Here is a 20,861-nt window from a genome sequence, read left to right as displayed (position 1 = left end):
TGAACACCTCAGGAGGAGCACACTCAACAAAACTTAGAATCGCAATGGACTACTCAGTGACTAGCGGGTGCCAAAGGCACGCTGGTTTGAGTCATCGCCCTCGTCCCAGTCCGCATAATCTGCGTACTGGTCCTCTTCATCAGGGGCATCGGAGTAGGAACGCCGGGGAGACTGGTTGGCCAGCTCCCGCTGCAGTGAATCTAGATCCATGTCTGGAGAGCTGTACTTCAACTGGCGAGCAACTTTGGTCTGTTTTGCCTTCGCGCGACCGCGACCCATTGCCTGACCCCCTTGGAGTGAGCGGGCCAATCCTGGGAATTCGGATGGCCCATGGGCTTTTCAAGATGTTTTGACTGTATTCCTGATAGACACAATAGCCTGTTCTTAGGAAAATTTCCGCAACGGGGGTCTGACCTGCGCAAAGAGAATGTGGAATCACCAAAGTAGACGACTTTCATCACATTAAAAAGTCGCCTCTTTGGAGGGGTTTAAACTGCAGAAAAATTACTAAAAACTGCAGCCCAAAAACAGCTAGTTAAGGTCCTTGCCCTTGAAACGATTAACTGCCAAACGTCCAGGTGCTACACCGTCATCATTGGGAATGAGATCCTTATCAACGTTGACTGCAACCTCGTTAATATGCAGGTCAGAATCCAAAGCGCTGCGCTTTACTAGACCAAGTGCGATGGGGCCATAATCGGAATCATGTACCACCGTGCCAAGACGGCCGACCGTGCGACTGCCAGCCTTGATCTCTGCTCCGGGCACTGGGTCTTGCGGCGCCGAGCCGTCGAGATGCAAAAGCACCAGCAAACGTGGAGAGCGACCTAGATTATCTACCCGCGCCACTGTCTCCTGGCCGCGATAGCAGCCCTTGTGCAGGTGTACAGCACCGGCATGCTCGTCATTGCCAATCCAGTGTGGAATCTCATGAGGGATGGCTTTATCGTCCAAATCAATGCCACGCTCAGGATCCTGAGCTTTAACCCGCTCGGCCGTGTAGGCCATGAGTCCAGCCAGGCGCGCACCAGCCGCTAAGAGCTTATCGACGCCCTCTTGGAGGGAGCTGCGCTCGAGACCTAGGTCAATGCGAGTAGGGCCGTTCCAGTCGACTTTGCGCTGGAAAACGTGCTCTGGAAGGGGGAGTTCTTTGCCAAGGAGGGTAACAATGGCGATATCGGCTTCACTGACAGTGACATTTGACCAAAAGATCATCTTTTGGAGATATGACAGCAGGGAATCGAATTCAGCTGCCGAGGTGTCAAGATAAAACACCTTGTCAACGACAGAGATTTGCATGGTGTGTTGAATACGGCCTTGGGCATCAAGATTAAGTGCGCCTGCACTGTAGCCGTCTTCGGCGGTATCAACTTTTTGGGACAAAATATTATTGAGGAACGCTGGGGCATCAGGTCCGTCGACTTTAATCACCTTGCGATTAGAACGGTCGACTAGACCTGTTCCGGTTTCGAAGATGCGTTGCTCGACGAGAGGGGAACCGTAATGCCACGCGACGCCTTCAGTACCCGCTTGAGCAGCGGCATCCTGAGCTTCTGCAGCTCCATCCCGCGAAAGCAGGGGGGAGAGATAGCGCTGAGGATCCTGAGTGGTGTCGTTCGCGACCTCGGAGAGTTCGTTAGCCACAAAGTCAATGATACGCACAAAATGCGGTGAAGGGTTATTTCACTTTTTGCACCAGTGGTTAGAACCAGCGAGCGAAAACTCAAATTTGGGTGCATAATCAGGCGTTATGGTGTTTGAACCCGATCGTTTACCCGTGCCAGCTCCGGTGATCATGATTGTTGAGCCTTATGGCGGATCAATCCGTCAGCAAAATCCTAATCTTCCCATGGTCTTTTGGGACGATGCTGCACTCACCCGTGGTGACGGCATTTTTGAAACCCTCCTGATCCGCGAGGGACGTATTTGCAACTTGGAACGCCATGGTGCTCGTTTTAAAGCTTCGGCAGCTCTGCTCGGCCTTCCAGAACCAATTTTGGCAGACTGGGAAAAAGCAACCCATATGGCATTGGAAGCGTGGTTTTCCCATCCTCATGCCGGAGAAGCTTCTTGTACCTGGACATTAAGCCGTGGTCGCGCCTCCACCGGATTAGCCTCCGGCTGGTTGGTAGTACAGCCAATTTCTGCAGAGAAGATCCGACAGCGGGAACAAGGCGTGTCGGTGATGACGAGTTCCCGTGGTTATACCGTGGAAGATTATTTGCCAGGCATTGATGTAGCAACAGGTGAGGCCAAAGGAAAGATCCCGAAAAATCCTGCACCATGGATGACGGTAGGAGCAAAAACCTTGGCGTATGCAGCCAATATGGCGGCACTGCGTTATGCCAATGCCAATGGGTTTGATGATGTTATTTTCACCGACGGCGAACGTGTCTTGGAAGGCGCAACATCAACAGTTGTCAGCTTTAAAGGGGATAAATTAAGAACGCCAACCCCCGGTGGCGACATTTTGCCTGGAACCACGCAGGCTGCGCTTTTTGAATACGCATCTGCCAAGGGATGGCGCTGTAAAGCTCGCGAGCTGAGCCTGGACCACCTTTATGGCGCAGATAGCGTGTGGTTGGTGTCCTCAGTACGCATTGCAACTCGCGTGACCAAATTGGATGGGCAAAAACTGCCCAAGCCCAATAATGAAAAAGAAATAAGGGCCTTGATTAACAAGGCCCTTGGATAAAGAAATTAACCGATTACGCGCTGCAGCTGAGCAGACATGCGTGGCTTCAGCTCGGCACCGACAAGGCGCTCGTCAACCCAACCAAGCTCGTTGGTGGGCAGTAGACCAAAGAGGCGCTTACCTGGTCCCAGAGTGGTGGGACCGGTGGCGGTGACCATGGTGGAAGCAGATTCCAGCTCCCAAGCACGCTCATTGAGAGGCTGGCCGTAGAAAATTTCTACAACTCCGCTGGCGTGGGTGCAGATGAATTCAATTTCATCCTTGAGGTTGATTCGCCAGAAGCCGGATTCGCGGTGGTCAACACCAACGGTCTCGCCTTCTTCGTTGATCTTCCACATGCGGGACTCGTAGGTGAGGTAGTTTTCACCGTCGTGGGCGAAGGTGATCTGCTGGCCAAAGGCATATTGACCCTCTTCGGCGGTATCAGCCTTGCCCTCACCACGCCATACGCCAACCAAAGGCAAAAGGGCTAGCAGGCCATCGTGCAGGTTTGGGCCCTCGCGCAGGTTTGCGGTGTCATCTGGGATTGGAAGATCGCCAAGACCAGGGATATTGCGGTGCGCGGTGCTCTTGGACTGCTCGGCAGCAAGGTTCACGGCATCGGAGCCACTGATGGATGCGGAATCGGACAGGGAAGGGGCGTCTGCTCCCGACCCGGGAACTATTGGATTATTAATAGATTCATTTTCGCTCATGACATCCAAGACTAGCGTTTAGCCACTAAGCTTAGGCAACGTGCATGTTCTACTGATCGCAAACCCGGAATCGACAACCCAGACCGAAGAACTCTTCCGTCGGGTCATTCCACAGCTCATGGAGATTGAAGATCTCCGCCTCGAAGCACGGTTTACGCACTACGCAGGCCATGCTGAGGAAATGGTGCAGGGAATGACACGGGAGGATTTTGATGTCATTATCCCCGCCGGAGGTGATGGCACGGTCAATGAAGTGATAAATGGATTACTTGGACCAGCCGATGGTGATGTTCGCCCCCATGGCGAATTACCAGCCCTCGCAGTGCTTCCAACTGGTTCAGCAAATGTCTTTGCGCGCGCCTTGGGCTACCCAGCTGACAACTATGCGGCGGCACAAATGTTGGTAGATTTGATTCGAGAAAAAAGTACTCGAACCATCACCTTGGGCACCTGGAAAGGCGATGAGGAGCAAAAACGGTGGTTTGCCGTTAATGCTGGTTTTGGCATTGATGCCGAGGTTATTGCGCGAGTTGAACGCGCTCGCTCCCGTGGTTTTGCTGCCTCTCCACTGTTGTATTTGCAGGTGAGTGTGCGGGCATGGATGAAGGCGCAGTTGCATCCACCACAGATTTCGGTGCAGGCTACCAGCACTGATGGCGAAGAGATGAGCCATAAGGATGTGCCCATGATGTTGGCTTCCAATACCAACCCTTGGACGTTCTTAGGGCCGTTGCCGGTGGTGACCAATCCGGGGAACTCTTTTGATTCTGGACTTGGGCTTTTTGGATTGACCAGCTTGCGCGGTTTTGGTGGAGTCGCCGCGATGATGCACCTTATCGGAGTGGGGCATGGTCGTGGGATTGAAAAATTGATTGCCAAGCGCACCATTATTTTTGATGATGCAGAGCAGGTTTTATTGGAATGCCGCAGTGGTCAGCGCTTCCAGGTGGATGGGGAATATGAGGGCAAACCCACCCGAGTGGAATTGGAATCAATTCCCGATGTTTTAAAAGTTTTTGCGCCACATGAGGTTCCTTTGCCTCCCACCATGAGTTGGCCACGCCATGCTGCGAAGTATGTGCGTGACTTTATTCGGGTGCGGGCGGTTTAAAAAACTTCTAAGAGGTGCTGGAATCTTCTTCCGGAGCTGCAAGCGGGGAAAGCTCACGAGTAGTTAACGTGACATTGCGGGCTTCGGACTGGAAGTGGATGGAACCACCGGAAAGGTAGACTGCCATCGCGCGGTCTGCCAACGGAAGTTGGCGGGTGTCCACCCGCCAACTAAAAGCTCCGCTGACATCGTCGAGGCTGAGGTCAGGGGCGGCGTCGATAAGCTCAATGGGGGTCATGCGGAATTCGGAGCCGACCAAACGCAGAGTCACCAAAACACTTACTGGATCAATGTGTCCTTGGGGAGTGCCGGTGAGGACGGCCTCGGAGGCTAGGCCACCGGAAGGGGAAACGTCATTGGGGTGGGCGATATCGAGGTCAGTAATGCCCAGCTGAGCGCCGATCGCAACACCGTCCATACGTAAATCACGGGTAAAAAGCTCTGCGGTGGTGCCTTCGAGATCACCAGATAATAATTGTTCTGGTGTGACAGCTACTTTTTCTACCTCGGTGCTGGCGTTAACCATGCCAACTCCTGGCACCTCAACATCGAGCATGTCAATGCTTACTTTATCTAATTCACCGGTGAAAAATGCCATGGAATAGATGGTGCTACCTGCAAAAACTCGCGGGCTGTTGGTCAAATCTGCAGACTCTGCGACTGCCTTAGAAATATGGTATTCGGCGCGCGCAGCGACGGCTGAATCAACAACCCAGAACGTTGCTCCAACTGCTGCGCACACACCAATGGTGGCAGCTGCGATGTTCAAGGCCTTAGTTCTGGATTTTTGCACACCTATATCTTTACCGCACTTGGCTGCAAGAACATGAAGTTTGGGGCTACCCTGGGGCCATGAATTCCTCTGAGTTAATTAATCAAACCCACATTGCATTGGATCGAGACCTTCGTGAACAGGCACTTTTGTTGCTTCAAGAGGTCAGGGCCGTTGATGGTGTGGATCCTTTGTCTGAACAATTTGTCCGGGGTTTGGCGGAGCCGGGACTTGGCCACAGCCATTTTGTGGTCAATATTGGTGGAAAGTTAGTCGGCTTAGCAGCCTCCGACGGAGAAAGTAGTGAGTTAGCAGTGCACCCGGCGCAGCGCCGGCAGGGCATCGGTAAAGCGCTTATCGACGCAACCCCCACCCCAAGCATTTGGGCACATGGAAATACAGATGCAGCTCAAGCATTGGCTGCCAGCTTGCGAATGAAAAAGACCCGCGAGCTTTTGGTTATGAAAATTTCAGGAAATGCCCTTAATAAAGCAGCTGTTTATTCCGATCCAGCGGGATTTGGCCACAGTTCCTTGGCAAACGCCCCAATTGCCCGTGAAAAAGCAGAAGAAAAGTGGTTGCAAGCTAATAACGAGGCTTTTGATTGGCATCCAGAACAGGGTGGCTGGGATATTCATCGTTTACACCAGGCACAAAAAGCAAGTTGGTACCGCGATGAGGATGTGCTTTTCCTTTGGCAGGGAGAAGAACTAGCTGGATTTCACTGGGTGAAAAAGCACTCTGCCACCTTGCAAGAGATTTATGTGGTGGGCCTGGCTGCTGCTTTCCGTGGCCAAGGTCTGGGAGATCCGCTAGTGCGTTTGGGCTTGCATCATATGGTGACACAAGGTGCAAAGGAGATCATTTTGTATGTGGAAGCGGACAATGCTCCAGCACTTAGTGCCTATGAAAAGCTTGGTTTCACCGTTGTAGAACGCCATGTGGTTTATGAAAAGTAGGGCGAGGCCCTTTAAAAGTATGGCAAAAAGCTGAAAAAGCTTAAAAGAGTATATAAGTATAACGGAAATTTTATTGGAGTGACCTAAATTGCAGCTTAAGGTGATGGGCGTCTCTCCTTAATGAAATTGAGAGTAATCAATCAAGATAATTCTTGAAACGCTTTCCCATTGTTCACACTGTGTTAACCAATTCGGCCTTCGTTAGTCATTTCCAGGCCTTAGGTTTTCTCTGGTGAGCAACCCCGAGGGTTTAACTAGCCCCTCAAAGATCTTGGAGTTGCTCTAACGATGTCTACAATTACACCGGAAAGGCTTCCCCGTGAACCTCACTCTTAAGCGCTCTATCGCCCTCGTGGGCGCAGTAACCGCAGGCTCCTTCGCATTGGTTGCTTGCTCTGACTCTACCGAGTCTGACTCCGCTACTTCTTCTTCCGCTTCCTCCGAGGGTGGCACCGACGCCGCAGCTATTGAGGGTCTTTCCGGTACCACCGGTCAGCTCGTAGCAGAAGGTGCTTCTTCTCAGCAGTCTGCAATGGACTACTTCGGCATCAAGTACGCCGAGGCTGTTGAGGGCGCTTCCCTCGCTTACACTGCGTCCGGCTCCGGCTCCGGTCGTACCAACTTCGTTGCAGGTCAGGTTGCCTTCGGTGGCTCTGACTCCGCAATGAAGGATGACCAGGCTGCAGAAGCTGCACAGCGTTGTGGTGGCAACGAAGCTTGGCACCTGCCTTTCGTTATCGGCCCAGTTGCCGTTGCCTACAACGTTCCTGGCGTAGAGTCCATCAACCTGGACATCGAGACCGTTGCCAAGATCTTCAAGGGTGAAATCACCAAGTGGAACGACGCAGCAATCGCCGCTCAGAACGAGGGCACCGAGCTTCCTGATCTGGACATCTCCGTTCTTTACCGCTCTGAAGAGTCCGGCACCTCCGACAACTTCCAGAAGTTCCTCGGCGCTGCTACCGACATCTGGGAGACCGAAGGCCAGTCCTTCCCAACCGCAGTTGGTTCAGGCGCACAGGGCTCCAACGGTGTAGCTTCTGAGGCTGCAGCTATCGAGGGTGGCATCACCTACGTTGAAGCTGGCTTCGCAAACCAGGCTGGCCTGGGCATCGCTAACCTTGACTTCGGTGCAGGCCCAGTTGAGCTCAACGCTGATTCCGTTGGAGTTGCACTCGACGCTTTGACCTTCAAGACCGAAGGCCACAACATGGTTGTCGACACCGACGCTCTGTTCGCGATGAACGAAGCTGGCGCATACCCACTGGTTCTGACCACCTACGAGATCGTCTGCTCCGCAGGTTATGACGAGACCACCCGCGACCAGGTTAAGGACTTCCTGACCGTTGCACTTAACTCCCAGGATGATCAGCTTGCAGCTCTTGGCTACATCCCAGTTTCCGGCGCTCACTACGACCGCCTTGTTGCAGCTGTTGAAGCAATTCAGTAATTAACGCTGCACGCATCATCTCCTAGAGATTGTGCATTGTGACCTCGGGCGCCCTCTCCCCGCAATTTGGGGGAGGGCGCCTATGGTTTCCCTTAAAGCTTTTTGACAACACGCCAGTTAAGGAATCAACCACAAATGGCCAGTAATGAGTCAGTAACGGAGCAGCGAGACTTGGATTCATCCAAAGTCGAAGCACATAGCGTGCCTACAAACGCTAACTCCGCTCAGACAAAGCCTTCCAAGAAAATCGTCGCAGAAGGTGGCGGAAGCGTTAAGCGCCCCGGCGACCGAATTTTCGAGTTCCTGTCCACTGCTTCCGCAGCAATCATCTCCGTCATTATTGTGGCTATTGCAGCATTCCTTATCTGGCGTGCCATCCCAGCCTTGATGCGCAACGCAGAAGGTTTTGGCGGATTCTTTACTTATTCCGAAGCCTGGGACACCAGGAACATTCAAGCAATGTACTTCGGTATTCCAAATCTGCTTGCGGCAACCTTGCTGATCTCAGTAATCGCGCTGCTTATTGCAATGCCAATTGCACTTGGAATTGCAATCTTCTTGTCTAACTACTCTCCAAAGCGCTTGGTTAAGCCACTTGGATACATGGTGGACATGCTTGCCGCAGTTCCTTCCATCGTCTATGGCCTCTGGGGCTGGCAGGTGCTCGGACCAGCACTTTCTGGTTTTTATGAATGGGTTTCCAGCTGGGGCGGCGGATTCTTCCTCTTTGCTACCTACGCAAACTCCCCATCCTTTGCTACCGGCCGTAACATGCTCACCGGTGGCATCGTGCTGGCAGTGATGATTTTGCCGGTTATCGCTGCAACTGCACGTGAGGTTTTTGTGCAGACTCCAAAGGGCCACGTTGAGGCAGCTCTTGCCCTCGGTGCTACTCGCTGGGAAGTTGTCCGCATGACCGTGTTGCCATTCGGTATGTCCGGTTATGTCTCCGGCGCAATGCTGGGTCTAGGACGTGCACTGGGTGAGACCATGGCACTGTACATGGTGGTTTCCCCATCCTCGGCATTCCGCTTCTCACTTTTCGACGGCGGTACAACCTTTGCAACTGCCATCGCGAACGCTGCACCTGAGTTCAATGACAATACCCGCGCAGGCGCTTATATCGCTGCTGGTCTGGTGCTGTTCGCCCTCACCTTTATCGTCAACGCTGGCGCTCGCGCCATGGTTAACCGCGGAAAGTAGAAGAGGCCAAAGAATATGACTAACAATATCGCCACTCCGCGCATGGATGAGCCATTGAAGAAGAGCTCTGCCTTCTCTGATATCTCCTCTAGCCGTAAGTCCGTAAACACTTTCGCTACTGTCATCATTTACTTTGCGATGGCTTTGGCTGCAGTTCCCTTGGTTTGGGTGCTGTGGACCGTAATCTCCAAGGGTCTGGCTCCAACCCTGACCGCCGAATGGTGGACAAAATCTCAGGCCGGCGTCATGCTGATGCTGCCAGGTGGCGGCGCTGCACACGCAATGATCGGTACCTTCATGCAGGCACTGATCACCTCTGTAATCTCCATCCCAATCGGTATCTTCACCGCCATCTACTTGGTGGAGTATTCCAATGGAAACCGCTTGGGTCGCATCACCACCTTCATGGTTGACATCCTCACCGGTGTTCCTTCCATCGTTGCCGCTTTGTTCGTCTACTCCATGTGGATTGTGCTCTTTGGCTTCGAGCGCTCCGGATTCGCAGTGTCTTTGGCACTGGTTATCCTCATGGTTCCGGTTATCATCCGCAACACCGAAGAAATGCTGCGCGTGGTGCCACAGGACCTGCGTGAAGCTTCTTACGCATTGGGTGTTCCTAAGTGGAAGACCATCGCCAAGATCGTGCTCCCAACCGCACTCTCCGGCATTGTCACCGGTGTCATGCTGGCAGTTGCTCGTGTGATGGGTGAATCCGCACCAGTTCTAGTCTTGGTTGGTTCCTCCCAGGCCATCAACTGGAACCCATTTGCTGGACCACAGGCTTCCTTGCCACTGATGATGCTTGATATGTACAAGGCCGGTACCGCTCCAGCAACGCTGGACAAGCTGTGGGGCGCGGCACTGACCCTGGTGCTCATCATCGCCGTATTGAACATCGGCGCACGCATCATTTCCGCCAAGTTCTCAGTCAAGCAATAAACCACAAATCTTTTAAGAAAAACAACAGGAGAATCCACAGCGATGTCGAAGCTCAAGCTCAGTGATGTCAATATCTACTACGGCGATTTCCACGCCGTTCAGAACGTCAACCTCGAAGTACCTGCACGTTCTGTCACCGCTTTCATCGGACCTTCCGGTTGCGGTAAGTCCACCGTTCTACGCTCCATCAACCGCATGCACGAGGTCACCCCAGGTGCTTATGTCAAGGGTGACATTCTGCTTGATGGCGAGAACATCTATGGCTCCAAGATCGACCCAGTAGCCGTTCGTAACACCATCGGCATGGTTTTCCAGAAGGCTAACCCATTCCCAACCATGTCCATCGAGGACAACGTGGTTGCAGGTCTGCGACTCTCCGGTGAGAAGAACAAGAAGAAGCTCAAGGAAATCGCGGAGAAGTCCTTGCGTGGCGCAAACCTCTGGGAAGAGGTAAAGGATCGTCTGGACAAGCCAGGCGGAGGCCTCTCCGGTGGTCAGCAGCAGCGTCTATGCATCGCTCGCGCAATTGCGGTTGAACCAGAAGTTCTGCTCATGGATGAGCCTTGCTCCGCTCTAGACCCAATCTCCACCTTGGCTGTTGAGGACCTAATCCACGAGCTCAAGGAAGAATTCACCATCGTGATCGTTACCCACAACATGCAGCAGGCTGCACGCGTGTCCGATCAGACTGCGTTCTACTCCTTGGAGGCCACTGGCAAGCCAGGTCGCTTGGTCGAAATCGGACCAACCAAGAAGATCTTTGAGAACCCAGATCAGAAGGAAACCGAAGATTACATCTCCGGCCGCTTCGGATAAGTTTTAAAAACTCAAAAAAACCGCCGCCCCAGCACTTACGCTGGGGCGGCGGTTTTTGCGCACCTGGGGCACGTCGAAAAGCGCTTTTCGACGCCTAAATCTCGCGGTCTTTATTGCTATTGCGGAACTGTCGCTCCAGTTCAGCCCAGCGCTTTTCAACGTCCGCTTCGATCTGCTTCTGCTCACGCTTGCGTATGTACTCCTCGGGCTGCAGACCAGTAGCGAGGTAAATGATGCGTGCTGCGACATTGACTGTGTGGTCAGCATAGCGCTCATAGAAACGCGAGAGCAGAGCTACATCCACTGCAGAGCGTGTGCTATAAGGCCACGGGCGGGAAGTGAGCACTCGCATAATATGTTGGTGGAGATCGTCCACAGCGTCATCATTGGCCGTCATCTCCAAAGCCACATCGGGATTGGGGTCAATCAGAATCTGCCGAATGCTATCAGTCATTGAGCTAACCAAGCGCGCCATTTCCCTGATGAACCCCTGCATATCATCAGGGACCACTGGGTCTGGGTAGCGGCGGCGCACAGAATTGGCGATGTGGATGGCGAGTGCACCCATACGAGTGAAATCCTCCACAATATAAATGGAGGAGACTACTTGGCGCAGATCGCGAGCCACGGGCGTTTCCAGTGCTAAGAGACCAACAGCTTGGGATTCACAACGCAGGCGTACTTCTTCTAGTTGGTCAGCATTTGAAAGCGCACCTTCGGCAGAAGCCAGGGAAGTGCGCATCAAAGCATCCGTTGCCTTAGTGATGCAGTCCTTCGTTACATCGCACAAAATGATGAGGTCATGTGCGAATTCGTCCAATTGCTGTCTATATGCAGTGCGCATGAATTTCACTATAAGCGCGATTGTGACATTGCGCGCTCTCAACGGAAAGGTGGTAATGGAATTACCTAATAATGGGGCTAGTCCCACTATTGGAGTTAGCCGCCGGAGTTTTCCATTTCTGCACCTTCAGGCACAGTTGCATCCTCTGGATCATCCAACCAACCATCTGGAAGGGCTACCTTTGCAGGTGCGCCTTGGCGTCCACGAGCACCTTCAGCATCGACTGCTAGTGCTGTGGAGTCAGCCCAAGGAGCCAGTAAGCCTTCGAGTTCCTGATAGGTGGATACGCGCGCCAGGTTAGCGCGGAAATCTCCACCCACTGGGAATCCGCGCAAGTACCAGCCCATATGCTTACGCAAATCGCGCAGGCCTTTGGTCTCGCCATCGTGCTGCATCAACAGCTCAGCATGGCGCAAAATGATACGAGTAACTTCGCCAAAGGTAGGTTCTGCAGGAATTTCCACACCGCGTACAGCTGCCGAAAGCTCTGCAAAAAGCCATGGGCGGCCCAAGCAGCCACGGCCTACAACTACACCATCGCAGCCAGTTTGTTCCATCATGCGGGTGGCATCGGCAGCAGCAAAAATATCGCCATTGCCCAGTACCGGAATGCCAGTATCAGCTAGGTGCTCCTTGAGGCGAGTGATCTCATCCCAATTAGCGTCGCCGGAATAACGCTGAGCTGCGGTGCGGGCATGCAAAGCAACGGACTTGGCACCTGCATCAACGGCAATGCGGCCAGCATCCAGGTGGGTATGGTGCTCATCATCAATACCCACGCGAAACTTCACGGTTACCGGAATATCAGTTCCCTCAGTTGCTTTAACGGCAGCAGAAACGATGTTCTCAAAGAGTCGACGCTTATAAGGGATCGCAGATCCGCCACCGCGGCGAGTTACTTTTGGCACGGGGCAGCCGAAGTTCATATCAATATGATCGGCCAAGTTTTCCTCGACGATCATTCGCGCTGCTTCATAGGTGTACTTGGGATCGGTCGTATAAAGCTGCAAGCTGCGAGGATTTTCATCAGGTGCAAAAGTGGTCATGTGCATGGTTTTTTCATTGCGCTCCACGAGGGCACGTGCGGTCACCATTTCACAGACATAAAGGCCAGAAACCGTCCCGGTACGCTGCATTTCTTGTTCGCGGCACAGGGTGCGGAACGCAACGTTAGTGACCCCGGCCATGGGAGCCAGGATCACGGGGGAGGAGAGGTCAAAGGGGCCGATCTTAAGAGTCACCTAACTATTGTCTCTCTCATTGTGCTAAAGGCAAAATGCCCGATGAGGTATGTGAAAGATTCGCGCTTTTATATATGGGACAATGCGGATCACCTATGCCCTTAAATAGGCTCCACGTGCCAAAAACGCATGTGCACTGCTCAAAACACCTCTCTAACAGGTGAATTCGGGCATTTCATCGCGTAATGGTTTATTCTGGTGACACAACATATTAAAAGTGGGGTACATCATAAGACCCTTCAAGTCGTGACTTAGCCGTATCTTCTATTTGATTACTGCCAATGCTGCACGTCCTGGGGTTGAGGTGCTCTACATCAACGTGACCGTTGGTTTAAACCGCTGAAAACTACTGCCTTTCTTTTAAAGGTGGTGTTATGGGCTGGACTAGAGCCAACTACCTGAGGAGGTAAAGAATGTCTGATCGCATTGCTTCGGAGAAGCTGCGCTCCAAGATCATGTCCGCTGAAGAGGCTGCACAGTTTGTCAACCCTGGTGACAAGGTGGGCATGTCAGGATTTACCGGCGCTGGCTACCCAAAGGCTTTGCCAACCGCTATTGCAAACCGCGCTAAAGAAGCACACAATGCGGGCAATGATTACGCCATCGACCTGTTCACTGGCGCCTCTACCGCACCTGACTGCGATGGCGTCTTGGCTGAAGCCGATGCAGTTCGCTGGCGTATGCCTTATGCCTCTGATCCAATCATGCGTAGCAAGATCAACGAGGGCAAGATGGGATACTCCGATATCCACCTTTCCCACTCTGGTCAGCAGGTTGAAGAAGGCTTCTTTGGCAAGCTTAACGTTGCCATTATTGAAGCAACCCGCATCACCGAAGAAGGCTACCTAGTTCCTTCTTCCTCCGTTGGTAATAATGTGGAGTACCTCAACGCTGCCGAAAAGGTCATCATCGAGGTCAACTCCTGGCAGTCCGCAGAGCTCGAGGGTATGCACGACATCTGGTCTGTACCTGCACTGCCAAACCGTATTGCTGTGCCGATCAACAAACCAGGTGACCGCATTGGTAAGACGTACATTGAATTCGACACCGACAAGGTTGTCGCAATTGTTGAGACCAACACCCCAGACCGTAACGCGCCATTTAAGCCTGTCGACGAGGTCTCTCAGAAGATCGCGGGCAACTTCCTTGACTTCCTCGAAAGTGAAGTTGCGGCTGGCCGTCTTTCCTACGATGGTTATGTCATGCAGTCCGGCGTGGGCAACGTGCCTAACGCTGTGATGGCAGGCCTGCTGGAGTCCAAGTTTGAGAACATTCAGGCTTATACCGAGGTTATCCAGGATGGCATGGTCGACCTTATCGACGCCGGCAAGATGACCGTTGCTTCTGCAACCTCTTTCTCCCTCTCTCCTGAGTACGCAGAGAAGATGAACAACGACGCTAAGCGCTACCGCGAGTCCATCATCCTGCGCCCACAGCAGATCTCCAACCACCCAGAGGTTATCCGTCGCGTCGGCCTCATTGCCACCAACGGTCTTATCGAGGCTGATATCTACGGCAACGTTAACTCCACCAACGTTTCCGGCTCCCGCGTCATGAACGGCATCGGTGGCTCCGGCGACTTCACCCGGAACGGCTACATCTCCAGCTTCATCACCCCTTCAGAGGCAAAGGGCGGCGCAATCTCTGCGATCGTTCCTTTCGCTTCCCACATTGACCACACCGAGCACGACGTTATGGTCGTTATCTCTGAGTACGGTTATGCTGACCTGCGTGGTCTGGCTCCACGTGAGCGCGTTTCCAAGATGATTGCTTTGGCACATCCTGATTACCGCCCACTGCTGGAGGAGTACTACGAGCGCGCAACCTCCGGCGACAACAAGTTCATGCAGACCCCTCATGACCTTGCAACCGCGTTTGATTTCCACATCAACCTCGCGAAGAACGGCTCCATGAAGGGCTAATTCCTCCATGAGTCGAAACCATCACTCGGTACATTTGCAGAGTGATGGTTTTTCCATATCTGCAGCTAAGAGCCTTGGTTGAAAGAAACTGGGGGTCGATTTTTAAGCGCAAGATAGATGTACTAATATTGTCTGAGTTGGGCCTATAGCTCAGTTGGTAGAGCTACGGACTTTTAATCCGCAGGTCTTGGGTTCGAGTCCCAATGGGCCCACAATTACCCTCGTTCACTGTTTAAGTGAGCGAGGGTTTTCCTATGTCCAGGGTGTCTGCCGTAGCAGGCTGAGGACCGAACCAGGAACCGGACCAAGAGTTTCGACAGAGTTCACTTAAATATAAGTCCAAGAATTTATCCTCTTCCTAGAATTACATAAGCTCATGCCATTGATCTCTGTGATCACTAATTAGGAGGCGATTCCGGTGACGAGTGACCTCAGAGGCCGACCAAAATTATTGTTGGCAGTTTGGACTGTGCTGCTAGCGGTTTTCGCCGCGCTTGCACCGCTGGTACAAGATGCTTTAAACATCCCTTTTGACGTATTTTCCGTCGTGATGCTGGCGCCATTAGCTGCGAGCATTATTGTGTGGCTGCGTCCCTCCTCGTTTCCGTGGAGCTGGACTGGAACTTCAACCAGGCGTCTAACACAAAGCACGGTTTTTGCACTCATTGCAGTACTAACGTTTAGCAGTATCTTGATGCTCATATCAGGCAGGACTCCACACTTTGCAGGAATTAATGCGGGAGCACCTATTGTGGTGTTTTTGGGGCTGCAACTGTTGGGTGCCTTTGCAGAAGAATGTGGTTGGCGCGGCGTTGTACAGCAAACCGGAGAAGAGCTTGCCCGGCCCGCAGTAGTTTCAGCAATTGCCGGATTCATCTTTGGTGCAACTCACCTCGGCTATTGGGGATTAGGCCTAGTTCCGGTCCTAATTTTTGCCTTGACCACTACTTTTATGAGTTTAACCATCACTACAATTTTTCAAGGCTCACTGCTGCAACGTCTTATCCCGGCTACAATTGTGCATTTGGGGCTAAATCTTATCTTTGCCACGCTCGATCGTGGAGATAATTTAGGCACCACAATTACTTCACTCGGGGCTGCAATCGTAATGTTCGCCGTCATTTTTGTTTAAACTCGGCGCTGGCCAACGCAGAGCTGACCCCAAAAAAATTGCTAGAAGCCGACGTCGAAAAGCATTAACGCGCCCTTAAGGGCGCAACTACCCCAAAACGCTTTTCGACGCCTACCTGCTGGTGGTTGCGCATTCCTTAATCCCAAATGCTGCGGGAATAGCAATGGGGGAGAAGCGGTTGGAAGAAGAGACTAACGCAACTTAGAAGAAGGTTTTGCTATGACTACTTCCACTCCCGCATCCACCAAAATGAAAATTGAAGTGTGGAGCGACATCATGTGCCCATTTTGTTATATCGGCAAAAAGCGCCTTGAAGATGCGCTTGCAGAATTTGCTAATGATGACCGCATCGAAGTTGAGTACAAGAGCTTTGAACTTTCGCCAGGTTTAGAAACCTATCCACTTCGCTCTACTTCGGAGATGTTGTCCGAAACCAAGGGTGTGACTGTTGAACAGGCAAAGCAGATGAACGCACGTGTTGAGCAGATGGCTCAAGCTGCAGGTTTGGAAATGAACTCTGAAGAAACCTTGGCTGCTAATACTATTAATGCGCACCGCCTGACCCACTTTGCCAAGGAACAAGGCAAGCAAAAAGAAGTTACGCAGGCTTTGTTCAAGGCTCATTTTGTGGATGGTCGCAATATCGATGACCTTGATGAGCTGGTCAAGGTTGCGGAGTCTGTAGGTCTGGATGGCGCTAAGGTGCGCGAAGTTTTGGAATCCGATGCCTACACCAATGAAGTCCAGCAGGATGTTTTTGAAGCTCGTCAGCTGGGTGTGCAGGGTGTTCCATTCTTCGTTTTTGACCGCAAATACGCCATTAGCGGTGCCCAGCAGCCAGAGGTATTTGCTGGAACGATCGAAAAGTCATTTGATGAGTGGGCGGAAGCAAACCCCCAAAGCCCATTTGAGGTAATTGAAGGCGATTCCTGCTCCATTGATGGAAACTGCAACTAGTTACTCCCGCTGAACCAGGCGCTCACTTTTTAAGTGGGTGCCTTTTGCAGTCTTTGGTGTCATAAGGTGTTGCAAAGTGGCCACTAAAACCGCAGCTCAGCGCGCGATTTTGCGTATTAAAAAAAGTCACGTATATTCTTATCCAGTCGCCGAGAGCGACGAGCTCCCATCGTCTAGGGGCCTAGGACACCGCCCTTTCACGGCGGCGACACGGGTTCGAATCCCGTTGGGAGTACTGCTTCCCCTTTGAGGGGTAGCAGCAGTGAAATGCAGCAATTAGGCCCTGTGGCGCAGTTGGTTAGCGCGCCGCCCTGTCACGGCGGAGGTCGCGGGTTCAAGTCCCGTCAGGGTCGCAATAATGCATATACAGAGGGTGCACATTCTTTATTGAATGGGCACCCTCTGTTTTTTTGTTTTCCAGGCATAGCGTTGCCGTGACCCATTGGCTTGAATATCTAAGAGTCCCTTAATAAATCTCCAAGTGTTGTTTCTTGCTAATCCTAAAGTGTTAGACTTCACAAGAAATTATAAAAAGTGAGCTACACCATATGTGTTGGGTAACTTCCCAAAATTCCGCGTGCAGCATCACCAGATTTGGAGTTTTAGGCCCACCTTGCTGCGGGCTGGAAGAGGGGAACAATGGACATCTTTGAGTTTCAGGCACGCGATCTTTTTGCAGCTCATGAAGTACCAGTCCTCAAAGGAATTGTTGCTTCTACTCCCGATTCCGCGCGCGAGGCAGCGGCTGAAATCGGTGGGGTAACTGTTATCAAGGCTCAGGTAAAAGTGGGCGGCCGTGGCAAAGCTGGCGGAGTGCGGGTGGTGTCTACTCCTGAAGAGGCTTATGCCGCCGCCAGTGAAATACTTGGAATGTCTATTAAAGGCCATGTTGTAGATCAAGTAATGGTGGCCCAAGGTGCACAAATCGCGGAAGAATACTATTTTTCCATTCTGTTAGATCGCGCGAATCGCTCTTACCTGGCAATGTGCTCGGTGGAAGGCGGAATGGATATTGAACTTCTTGCAAAAGAAAATCCTGCTGCACTTGCCAAAGTAGAAGTTGATCCACTTGTTGGTATTGATGAGGCCAAGGCACGCGAAATTGTGCAGGCTGCCGGCTTTGAGCCTGAAACTGCCGAAAAAGTGATTCCAGTGCTAATGCAGGTTTATAAAGTTTATTACGAAGAAGAAGCCACCTTGGTGGAAGTAAATCCTTTGGTGCTCACCACTGCTGGAGAAATTGTGGCGCTGGATGGCAAGATCACGCTGGATGAAAACGCCGACTTTCGCCATGAAAACCGCGCAGCTTTGGCGGAATCTGCTGGTGGTTTAGATCTGTTGGAACTTAAAGCCAAGAGAAATGACCTTAACTACGTCAAACTTGATGGCTCGGTAGGAGTTATTGGCAATGGCGCCGGACTAGTAATGTCCACCTTGGACATTGTTGCTGAGGCTGGCAAGAAGCACGGTGGTCAAAAACCGGCGAATTTCCTCGATATTGGCGGCGGTGCCTCTGCTGAATCAATGGCTGCTGGACTTGACGTGATTTTGGGGGACGCGCAGGTAAGAAGCATTTTTGTCAATGTATTTGGGGGCATCACTGCATGTGATGTGGTGGCTCGAGGGATTGTTGGCGCTTTGGAGACACTCGGGGAGCATGCAACCAAGCCTTTGGTAGTGCGCCTTGATGGCAACAATGTGGAGGAAGGCCTCCGGATTCTGGCGGAATATGACCACCCGCTTGTCACCTTGGTAGACGGCATGGACGCTGCAGCTGATAAAGCTACAGAGCTCGCCGCCCAGCGTTTTGCAACTGCCGATAACTAAGCCACGCTAGAAAAAGGATTAAAAAGTGTCTATTTTCCTTAATGCAGATTCCCGCATCATTATCCAAGGTATTACTGGTTCAGAAGGCTCTGAACATGCGCGCCGAATTTTAGCCTCCGGAGCGCAGCTGGTTGGCGGTACAAATCCCCGCAAAGCTGGCCAGACCGTGCTTATTAATAATCAGGAACTGCCAGTTTTTGGAACCGTGGCAGCCGCAATGGAAGCAACTGGCGCTGATGTGACCGTTATTTTTGTACCACCAGCTTTTGCTAAAGACGCCATCATTGAAGCAATTGATGCTCATATTCCGCTTTGTGTGGTTATTACAGAGGGAATCCCAGTGCGCGATACTGCAGAGGCCTGGGCTTATGTCAAAAAGGTGGGTAAAACCCGCATTATTGGGCCTAATTGTCCAGGGATTATTACTCCGGGAGAATCTTTGGCGGGAATTACCCCGGCCACCATCGCTGGCAAAGGTCCAATTGGTTTGATCTCCAAGTCGGGCACGCTGACTTATCAGATGATGTACGAGCTTGCTGATATTGGCATTTCCACAGCTATCGGCATCGGAGGTGACCCCATCATTGGAACCACCCATATTGACGCGCTGGAAGCCTTTGAAGCGGATCCTGAGACCTCCGCCATTGTCATGATCGGTGAGATCGGAGGCGATGCTGAGGAGCGCGCTGCGGACTATATTGCACAGCATGTCACCAAACCAGTAGTTGGATATGTGGCGGGCTTTACCGCCCCGGAGGGTAAAACCATGGGACATGCTGGCGCCATTGTGAATGGCTCTCAAGGTACCGCACAAGCAAAGAAGAAAGCTTTGGAGGCAGTAGGGGTGCGGGTAGGTACCACTCCTAGCGAAACTGCACGTTTGATGAGAGAAGTAATTGCAACCTTGTAAATAAAGTGTGTTTTAGAGCCTTAGTTTTTGCGCTTTACCTGCTGATTTGTGGCATTTAAGGCGGTCTGTGTAGAGTATTCATCTGTGCGCAGGACAGTGTGACAAACACTGAAAAGGTGCACGGCTTTAAGGCCCTGTGGCGCAGTTGGTTAGCGCGCCGCCCTGTCACGGCGGAGGTCGCGGGTTCAAGTCCCGTCAGGGTCGCTGGAGTTGGTCTACAATGTAGAGCAGCCCCTGGCTAGATAGCTCAGTCGGTAGAGCATCCGCCTGAAAAGTGGAAGGTCGCCGGTTCGATCCCGGCTCTAGCCACAAGATTCACCCCAGTTTATTCTCATGGAATAGGCCGGGGTGATTTTGCGTTCTCAGGTATAAAAGGAAACAACGGATTTTCACCCCAACCTGAGGAGCACGCGCATGAGCGAAAATAACGGCAACATTGAAGTTGTCCACAATGAGGGACAAAAACGTTATGTTATTAGCGTAGACGGCACTCCAGCCGGTTTTTCTAGCTATGTGGACGGCACTGACTTCCGCAATTTCAACCACACCGTCATTAAGCCAGAATTCCGGGGCCAGGGCTTGTCAGCACCGCTGATTAAATTTGCCTTTGATGATTCCCGCGCCGCCGGCATTCGAATTCATGATGCTTGCTCGGCAGTGGCTGCTTTTATTAAGAAGAATCCGGAATACCAAGACCTCAAAAAATAAAAGCGCTTTTCGACGCAAAAAGCCCGCCATACTGGATCTTGTGGAGGCGGGCTAAAAGCGATGTTTAGATGTAGTAGTCAGGGTCAACAAGCTTAATTTTCTCCGCGTTGCCACGTGGACGCGCAACTGCAGGAATTCCTACTGCAATATGCTCAGCTGGAACATCCTTGGTCACAACGGCATTGGCACCGATAGCAGACCCTGCACCAATGGTGATAGGGCCAAGCACCTTCGCGCCAGCGCCGACGGTGACATTATCTTCCAAGGTGGGGTGGCGCTTGGTTTGGGTAAGTACCTGTCCACCCAAGGTGACACCGTGATAAAGCATTACGCCATCACCAATTTCGGCAGTCTCACCAATAACAATGCCCATACCGTGGTCAATAAAGAAACGGCGGCCAATGGTGGCGCCGGGGTGAATTTCAATTCCGGTGAGGAAGCGAGTGGCCTGGGAAAGAACACGTGCGGGCCCACGGAATCCGGCCTTCCACAGGCGGTGAGCTACTCGGTGTGCCCAAATTGCGTGCAGGCCAGAATAGACGATCGCATTTTCTAAGTCGCCTCGCGCTGCCGGATCATGGTCACGGGCGTTGGCGAGGTCTTCACGGATCATCTTTAGGAACGAAAGCATATGGGCAGTCTAACAGCGACCTTCTAGACGAAGTTGAACGGTGACAGAG

Annotated in this window: 20 protein-coding genes and 5 tRNA genes; 18 read left to right on the top strand and 7 right to left on the bottom strand. The window is 52.2% G+C overall.

The window, feature by feature from the left end; genetic code table 11:
- Positions 1-60: 60 nt before the first annotated feature.
- Both H924_RS10980 and ygfZ read right to left on the bottom strand, forming a co-directional pair.
- Positions 61-279, bottom strand: coding sequence for a DUF3073 domain-containing protein (locus H924_RS10980; protein ID WP_015652021.1), 219 nt, complete (start codon positions 277-279; stop codon positions 61-63).
- A gap of 252 nt (positions 280-531) precedes the next feature.
- Positions 532-1,644, bottom strand: a complete 1,113-nt coding sequence (gene ygfZ / locus H924_RS10975; RefSeq protein ID WP_042393007.1) for a CAF17-like 4Fe-4S cluster assembly/insertion protein YgfZ — start codon at positions 1,642-1,644, stop codon at positions 532-534.
- Positions 1,645-1,750: 106 nt separating this feature from the next.
- Between ygfZ and H924_RS10970 the strand changes: the two genes are divergently transcribed.
- Positions 1,751-2,695, top strand: coding sequence for an aminodeoxychorismate lyase (locus tag H924_RS10970; RefSeq protein ID WP_015652019.1), 945 nt, complete (start codon positions 1,751-1,753; stop codon positions 2,693-2,695).
- Between the two features lie 5 nt (positions 2,696-2,700).
- On the opposite strand, the gene H924_RS10965 is transcribed toward H924_RS10970, so the two are convergent.
- Positions 2,701-3,390, bottom strand: coding sequence for an FABP family protein (locus H924_RS10965; protein ID WP_015652018.1), 690 nt, complete (start codon positions 3,388-3,390; stop codon positions 2,701-2,703).
- A 40-nt stretch (positions 3,391-3,430) separates the two neighbouring features.
- On the opposite strand from H924_RS10965, the gene H924_RS10960 reads away from it, so the two are divergent.
- Entirely contained in the window at positions 3,431-4,501 is a 1,071-nt protein-coding gene (locus H924_RS10960; protein WP_015652017.1) for a diacylglycerol/lipid kinase family protein, read from the top strand.
- Between the two features lie 7 nt (positions 4,502-4,508).
- On the opposite strand, the gene H924_RS10955 is transcribed toward H924_RS10960, so the two are convergent.
- Entirely contained in the window at positions 4,509-5,294 is a 786-nt protein-coding gene (locus tag H924_RS10955) for an LmeA family phospholipid-binding protein (RefSeq protein WP_015652016.1), read from the bottom strand.
- Positions 5,295-5,353: 59 nt separating this feature from the next.
- On the opposite strand from H924_RS10955, the gene mshD reads away from it, so the two are divergent.
- From mshD to pstB, 5 genes are all read left to right on the top strand, one after another.
- Entirely contained in the window at positions 5,354-6,232 is an 879-nt protein-coding gene (gene mshD, locus H924_RS10950) for a mycothiol synthase (protein WP_015652015.1), read from the top strand.
- Between the two features lie 319 nt (positions 6,233-6,551).
- Positions 6,552-7,682 carry a phosphate ABC transporter substrate-binding protein PstS gene (pstS, locus tag H924_RS10945; protein ID WP_015652014.1) on the top strand — a complete coding sequence of 377 codons (1,131 nt, stop codon included), beginning with the start codon at positions 6,552-6,554 and terminating at the stop codon, positions 7,680-7,682.
- 135 nt (positions 7,683-7,817) lie between these two features.
- Positions 7,818-8,885, top strand: a complete 1,068-nt coding sequence (pstC, locus tag H924_RS10940) for a phosphate ABC transporter permease subunit PstC (RefSeq protein ID WP_015652013.1) — start codon at positions 7,818-7,820, stop codon at positions 8,883-8,885.
- Positions 8,886-8,900: 15 nt separating this feature from the next.
- Positions 8,901-9,824, top strand: coding sequence for a phosphate ABC transporter permease PstA (gene pstA, locus H924_RS10935; protein WP_015652012.1), 924 nt, complete (start codon positions 8,901-8,903; stop codon positions 9,822-9,824).
- Between the two features lie 42 nt (positions 9,825-9,866).
- Positions 9,867-10,640 (top strand): phosphate ABC transporter ATP-binding protein PstB, encoded by a 774-nt coding sequence (gene pstB / locus H924_RS10930; RefSeq protein ID WP_015652011.1) that lies wholly within the window; start codon positions 9,867-9,869, stop codon positions 10,638-10,640.
- Between the two features lie 94 nt (positions 10,641-10,734).
- Here the strand turns inward: pstB and phoU are convergent, their stop codons facing one another.
- Complete coding sequence (phoU, locus tag H924_RS10925) at positions 10,735-11,484, bottom strand: phosphate signaling complex protein PhoU (protein ID WP_015652010.1); 750 nt, start codon at positions 11,482-11,484, stop codon at positions 10,735-10,737.
- 95 nt (positions 11,485-11,579) lie between these two features.
- Positions 11,580-12,725: a tRNA dihydrouridine synthase DusB gene (gene dusB, locus H924_RS10920; RefSeq protein WP_015652009.1), complete on the bottom strand. Its 1,146-nt coding sequence runs from the start codon at positions 12,723-12,725 to the stop codon at positions 11,580-11,582.
- Positions 12,726-13,138: 413 nt separating this feature from the next.
- On the opposite strand from dusB, the gene H924_RS10915 reads away from it, so the two are divergent.
- From H924_RS10915 to H924_RS10865, 11 genes are all read left to right on the top strand, one after another.
- Complete coding sequence (locus tag H924_RS10915) at positions 13,139-14,647, top strand: acetyl-CoA hydrolase/transferase family protein (protein WP_015652008.1); 1,509 nt, start codon at positions 13,139-13,141, stop codon at positions 14,645-14,647.
- A gap of 139 nt (positions 14,648-14,786) precedes the next feature.
- Positions 14,787-14,859 (top strand) — tRNA-Lys (locus tag H924_RS10910).
- A gap of 206 nt (positions 14,860-15,065) precedes the next feature.
- The gene (locus tag H924_RS10905; RefSeq protein ID WP_029703048.1) at positions 15,066-15,779 is read left to right on the top strand and encodes a CPBP family intramembrane glutamic endopeptidase; all 714 of its coding nucleotides are present in this window, start codon (positions 15,066-15,068) and stop codon (positions 15,777-15,779) included.
- A gap of 219 nt (positions 15,780-15,998) precedes the next feature.
- Complete coding sequence (locus tag H924_RS10900) at positions 15,999-16,736, top strand: DsbA family oxidoreductase (RefSeq protein ID WP_015652006.1); 738 nt, start codon at positions 15,999-16,001, stop codon at positions 16,734-16,736.
- Positions 16,737-16,898: 162 nt separating this feature from the next.
- A tRNA-Glu gene (locus H924_RS10895) sits at positions 16,899-16,971 on the top strand.
- Positions 16,972-17,015: 44 nt separating this feature from the next.
- Positions 17,016-17,089, top strand: a tRNA-Asp gene (locus H924_RS10890).
- Between the two features lie 286 nt (positions 17,090-17,375).
- Positions 17,376-18,563 (top strand): ADP-forming succinate--CoA ligase subunit beta, encoded by a 1,188-nt coding sequence (gene sucC / locus H924_RS10885; RefSeq protein WP_015652005.1) that lies wholly within the window; start codon positions 17,376-17,378, stop codon positions 18,561-18,563.
- Between the two features lie 25 nt (positions 18,564-18,588).
- The gene (gene sucD, locus H924_RS10880) at positions 18,589-19,473 is read left to right on the top strand and encodes a succinate--CoA ligase subunit alpha (protein WP_015652004.1); all 885 of its coding nucleotides are present in this window, start codon (positions 18,589-18,591) and stop codon (positions 19,471-19,473) included.
- A 130-nt stretch (positions 19,474-19,603) separates the two neighbouring features.
- A tRNA-Asp gene (locus H924_RS10875) sits at positions 19,604-19,677 on the top strand.
- Positions 19,678-19,709: 32 nt separating this feature from the next.
- Positions 19,710-19,782 (top strand) — tRNA-Phe (locus H924_RS10870).
- A 105-nt stretch (positions 19,783-19,887) separates the two neighbouring features.
- Entirely contained in the window at positions 19,888-20,181 is a 294-nt protein-coding gene (locus H924_RS10865; protein ID WP_015652003.1) for a GNAT family N-acetyltransferase, read from the top strand.
- Positions 20,182-20,245: 64 nt separating this feature from the next.
- On the opposite strand, the gene epsC is transcribed toward H924_RS10865, so the two are convergent.
- On the bottom strand, positions 20,246-20,812 hold the full coding sequence (gene epsC / locus H924_RS10860) for a serine O-acetyltransferase EpsC (protein WP_015652002.1): 567 nt from the start codon (positions 20,810-20,812) through the stop codon (positions 20,246-20,248).
- Positions 20,813-20,861 lie beyond the last annotated feature (49 nt).

It is taken from the genome of Corynebacterium callunae DSM 20147 (genome assembly GCF_000344785.1).
GTDB classification, from domain to species: domain Bacteria; phylum Actinomycetota; class Actinomycetes; order Mycobacteriales; family Mycobacteriaceae; genus Corynebacterium; species Corynebacterium callunae.
Note: the sequence above shows the minus strand (reverse complement) of the source record. Positions and strands in the feature narration are given on the sequence as shown.

Bases quoted from the DNA above. Each gene is read 5' to 3' on its own strand.
- sucC (WP_015652005.1), top strand. From the start codon at position 17,376: ATGGACATCTTTGAGTTTCAGGCACGCGATCTTTTTGCAGCTCATGAA.
- H924_RS10900 (WP_015652006.1), top strand. From the start codon at position 15,999: ATGACTACTTCCACTCCCGCATCCACCAAAATGAAAATTGAAGTGTGG.
- H924_RS10980 (WP_015652021.1), bottom strand. From the start codon at position 279: ATGGGTCGCGGTCGCGCGAAGGCAAAACAGACCAAAGTTGCTCGCCAG.
- H924_RS10965 (WP_015652018.1), bottom strand. From the start codon at position 3,390: ATGAGCGAAAATGAATCTATTAATAATCCAATAGTTCCCGGGTCGGGA.
- epsC (WP_015652002.1), bottom strand. From the start codon at position 20,812: ATGCTTTCGTTCCTAAAGATGATCCGTGAAGACCTCGCCAACGCCCGT.
- pstC (WP_015652013.1), top strand. From the start codon at position 7,818: ATGGCCAGTAATGAGTCAGTAACGGAGCAGCGAGACTTGGATTCATCC.
- H924_RS10970 (WP_015652019.1), top strand. From the start codon at position 1,751: ATGGTGTTTGAACCCGATCGTTTACCCGTGCCAGCTCCGGTGATCATG.
- pstA (WP_015652012.1), top strand. From the start codon at position 8,901: ATGACTAACAATATCGCCACTCCGCGCATGGATGAGCCATTGAAGAAG.
- H924_RS10915 (WP_015652008.1), top strand. From the start codon at position 13,139: ATGTCTGATCGCATTGCTTCGGAGAAGCTGCGCTCCAAGATCATGTCC.
- phoU (WP_015652010.1), bottom strand. From the start codon at position 11,484: ATGCGCACTGCATATAGACAGCAATTGGACGAATTCGCACATGACCTC.
- pstB (WP_015652011.1), top strand. From the start codon at position 9,867: ATGTCGAAGCTCAAGCTCAGTGATGTCAATATCTACTACGGCGATTTC.
- mshD (WP_015652015.1), top strand. From the start codon at position 5,354: ATGAATTCCTCTGAGTTAATTAATCAAACCCACATTGCATTGGATCGA.
- H924_RS10865 (WP_015652003.1), top strand. From the start codon at position 19,888: ATGAGCGAAAATAACGGCAACATTGAAGTTGTCCACAATGAGGGACAA.